The sequence below is a fragment of the Mycobacterium sp. KBS0706 genome (assembly GCF_005938675.2).
Classification (GTDB): Bacteria; Pseudomonadota; Alphaproteobacteria; order DSM-16000; family Inquilinaceae; genus Inquilinus.
In genome coordinates, this window is the sequence record NZ_VCCH02000212.1 from 1 (window position 1) to 4386 (window position 4386).

2 protein-coding genes are annotated in these 4386 nt (G+C 67.1%); one reads left to right on the forward strand and one right to left on the reverse strand.

The annotated features are described in order from the left end of the window. Positions 1-2254 (forward strand): tetratricopeptide repeat protein (locus tag FFK22_RS41065; RefSeq protein WP_143956962.1); only part of this gene is annotated, 2254 nt, incomplete at its 5' end. 109 nt (positions 2255-2363) lie between these two features. Here FFK22_RS41065 and FFK22_RS41070 read toward each other — a convergent pair. Further along, positions 2364-3428, reverse strand: a complete 1065-nt coding sequence (locus tag FFK22_RS41070) for a tyrosine-type recombinase/integrase (RefSeq protein WP_138893582.1) — start codon at positions 3426-3428, stop codon at positions 2364-2366. Positions 3429-4386 lie beyond the last annotated feature (958 nt).

The window sequence follows — 4386 nt, forward strand, 5'->3', positions numbered from 1 at the left end:
ACGATCTGGCAGCGCGCCGGCAAATGCCGTCGCCACATTCGTCGGCAGCGAGACCTGCGCGGGCTGCCACCAGGCAGAAGCGCAGCTTTGGCGCGGCTCGCAGCACAGGCACGCCATGGATCATGCGACCGACACATCGGTGCTCGGCGATTTCAACGATGCGAGCTTCGACCATGACGGCGTTCAGTCCCGCTTCGTCCGCAAAGACGGCAAGTTCCTGGTCGAGACTGATGGGCCCGACGGCTCCCTCGCGCCGTTCGAGATCAAGTACACGTTCGGTGTCGATCCGCTGCAGCAATATCTGGTCGAGTTCCCCGATGGCCGCCTGCAGGCTTTGTCGCTCGCCTGGGACAGCCGGCCGAAGGAGAAGGGCGGCCAGCATTGGTTCCACCTCTATCCGAACGAGGCGATCCGCCACGACGACGCTCTGCACTGGACCAAGCTGAACCAGAATTGGAACTTCATGTGCGCCGAGTGCCACTCGACCGGAGTGCACAAGAATTATGATGCGGCGAGCGATCGCTTCGCCACCACCTCGGCCGAGATCAGCGTCGGCTGCGAGGCTTGTCACGGTCAGGGCTCGCGCCATGTCCGTTGGGCGAGAGACAGGCAAAGCTGGTGGCCGTTCGGCAAGCACGAGGATCCGTCGATGGGCCTTCTGGTGCGGTTCGACGAGCGGTCCGGCGCGAACTGGCATCACGATCCAGCCACCGGGTCGCCGGAGCGCGGCGCGGCGCCGCAGATCCTGCGCAAGGAGGTCGAGACCTGCGGTCTCTGCCACGCCAGGCGCGGCGCGTTCTCGGAAGCCTGGGTTCCCGGCCGTTGGCTCTCGGACACCCATGCGGTCTCGGGCCTCGATCGGGGGCTCTATGAGGCCGACGGGCAGATGCGCGACGAGGTCTACACTTACGGCTCGTTCAAGCAGAGCCGGATGTTCGCCGCCGGCGTCACCTGCAGCGACTGCCACGATCCGCATAGCGCCGAGTTGCGGATTTCCGGCGACGCCACGTGCTCGCAGTGCCACGCCGCCGACCGATATGCCGCCGCGACACACCACCACCACGAGAAAGCGGACCCGCCACTCGCCTGTGCCTCCTGCCACATGCCGGTTCGCACCTACATGACGGTGGATCAGCGCCACGACCATAGCTTCCGTGTCCCGCGGCCGGATGTTTCAGTGCGGCTCGGCACGCCCAACGCTTGTACCGACTGTCATGCCAACAAATCAGCGGAGTGGGCGGCGTCGGCGGTCGAGCGCTGGTATGGGCCGGACCGCAAAGGGTATCAGACCTATGCCGAGGCGTTCCATGCGGCCTGGACCGACCAACTAAATGCGGAGAAACTGCTCGCAGCCGTCGCCGCCGATGGCGGCACGCCAGGGATTGCACGGGCGAGCGCCTTGGCGGAGCTGAACTCGCATGCGTCGCCCGCCACTATCGATCTGGCGCAGGCTGGCCTTGCAGATCGCGATCCGATGGTGCGGATCGGCGCTCTCGACATGCTCGATGGCATGCCGGCCGCACAGATCTGGCCGACCGCGTCCCCGTTGCTTGCCGACCCCAGCCCCGGCGTCAGGATCCGGGTTGCCGGGCTGCTCGCGTCTGTACCCGTGGATTCGCTGCCGGCACCCGATCGGGCGCGTTTCGAGCGTGCGGCCTCCGAGCTCATCGCCTCCCACCGTCTCAACGCCGATCGGCCGGAGTCCCGCTCGGCACTTGGAACCTTCCATGCCCAAGTCGGCCGCGTCTCCGAGGCGGAGACCGAATACAAGGCGGCGCTGCGGCTCAGCCCGCAGTATTCGCCCGCTGCAGTCAACCTCGCCGACCTCTACCGCGGCCTCGGGCGCGACGGCGAGGGCGAGGTGGTGCTGCGCGCCGCGATCGTCGCGTCACCGCAGGATGCCGGCGCCCACCACGCCCTCGGGCTGGCGCTCGTGCGGCTCAATCGGCCGGACGAGGCGCTGCGCGAACTCCGCCGCGCTGCCGAGCTCGAGCCGGATCGCGCACGGTACGCCTATGTCTATGCGGTCGGGCTCCACTCGATGGGGCGCGCCAGCGACGCCATCACGATCCTCAAGGACAGCCTGGCCCGACACCCCGACGATCGCGATCATCTGGCGGCGCTCATCAGCTTCAGCCGCGATGTCGGAGATGCCAAAGCCGCGCTAGAATATGCCGAGCGGCTGGCCCGGATTGTCCCACCCGATCCCGATTTGGCTCGGCTCATCGATGCCCTTCGGGCTCAAGCAAACTGACGGAGTGGCGACGAGGTGGAGGCGAGATCGCGGGCGCACCCCAGATCGGCAGGGCGTGGCAGCCCCTGCTCTATTCATCCCGCAGCAGCGCTTCGGTAAAATTGCCCTGCTACAAGCTCGAATGCCGGCGGTAGATCCGGGCCGAACTGACGCTCTTCCAGCGGCCGTGCCGCATGGCGTCCTCGAGCGAGATCCCCTTGCGGTCGGCCGCGGTCATCATGCCGGCGCGCAGGCTGTGCGCCGAGAACGTCTCGATCTCGGCGCCCGTCTGGCCGATGACCCGCTTGACCAGGCGGGCGACGGTCGCCGGGTCCATCGGCTGCAGACGGCCGTCGGAGCCCCGCACACGGTGGCCGCCGCGATCGAGGCGACAGAACAGGGCGCCTGGCTCGTCGCCGCGGGCCTCGAGCCAGGCGCGGAGCGCAGTGACGGCGCAAATCAGCGACCCAGGCGCGGCTCGGATCCCCACCTCCTCGCCCCGGCGCTCCTGATCAGCCTTGGAGCCGGCGACGAACAGGACCAAGCCCTCGGCCGAGAGGGCGGCGTCACGGAGATCGAAGGCGACAAGCTCCGAGCGGCGGAAGCCGCCGGCGAAGCCGGTCAGCAGCAGGGATCGGTCCCGGAGCGTCCTGAGGTCACCGAGGGCACCCTCCCCTGCCCCGGCTGCGGCGGACCTGCTGCCGGTCCCGTCGGGGCGGAGCACGAGCGTGGCGGCCCGGAGGTTCTCCTCGAGCAGCGCCGCCTTGCGGGTCGGCCGGGTGCCTTTGCGCCGCCGCAGGCCCTTGAGGAAAGCCTCGAACTCGGCGTCGTCGAGGTGCAGGGGGCGCTTCAGCCGCCGCCGGATCGACACCACCGCGGCGCGCCGCAGCAGGATGGTCGAGAGTGACCGAGTCTCGGCCAGGGCGGTCAGGTGCAGCACCAGCCAGTGCGCGTCGGCGGCCGCAGCCTGGTCCAGACCGGTCGGGTCGAGACCGTAGCCCAGGCACCACTCGCTCCAGGCACGCCAAGCCTTGCCGTAGGCGACCCGGGTGTTGGCGGAGAGCGAGACCTCAGCCAGCTGGTCGGCCTTGGTTGCCAGGGCCTGGATCTCGGCGATCTGCGCCTCGGTCAGGGCCGGCGGCGTCCATGGGACGGCCACGCCCGTTGGCTCGGCGATCGGTGTGCTGTCCGGCATTCTTCCCCTTCCCCGCCGCGGCCAGGCAGGCCGCCGGTGGTGATTCTAGGGCACGAAGGCGGCGAATGAAACCGTCCAGTGCGCGATAATCGCCCTTATCATTCAATGAAAACAATAATTTGATTGTCGACGAGGTCAGCCGATCCTGCTCGATCTCCGGCAGATTTTTGACGGAGTTCCCGGTGCCGTTGTGACCTTCTTTTCACCCACTTTTTACCTTCTCGTTGATGGAAGCCCTGTTTGCGTCCCCACATGGGTAGAAGCCGGTTCGCACGGGAAGCACCCATCCAAGCTTTCCCTGGCCGGCTAAACCACCTGAGGATGATCGCGATGACACGCGGTCGAGCGCCGGCTCTGTTGCTCGTCGGCTCTATCGCACTGACCCTATCAGGATGTGCGTCGTACAGCGGCTATGCCTCCGCCCCCGGCACCAGTTACGCACCCGCCGCTGTTGGCAGCTACGCCTCCGCGCCCGACAGCAATTACGCTGCCGATTCTGTCGCCGGCGCGTGCTTGCCGTACGACGACGATCCAGGCTGTGACTATGGTGACCCGTATGGCTTCTATGACTATGGGGGCTATCGGGGGCCGGATGACGGGCGGCGCGATGACTCGCGTCACGGGGACTACCACCCGGATGGCCACATCATGTCCAATGATATTGGCCATGGCGGGTTCGGCCGTGGTGGCCTTGGCGGCGGAGGACATGGCCGCTGACGATCCAGTCGGCCTCGCGGCCGTACAACCACGTCGACACCTACTCGGAATTTGTTCCGACTGCGTCCCGTAATATGTCTGATAAAATGCACCGCGCTTTCATTGGCGCCGGCGACCCGATCGCTACGATCGAAGCCTTGCGTGGCGGCCGGGCCGCATCGACCTGCGTGAGACAGCTCTCCGAAGGCTGGGCATGTCCGGGGTGCGCCATTGATGTGAATAGACGCAAGACCGGGATCTC

Excerpts from the sequence above, each read along its gene's own strand:
- FFK22_RS41070 (WP_138893582.1), bottom strand. The coding sequence starts at position 3,428 with ATGCCGGACAGCACACCGATCGCCGAGCCAACGGGCGTGGCCGTCCCA.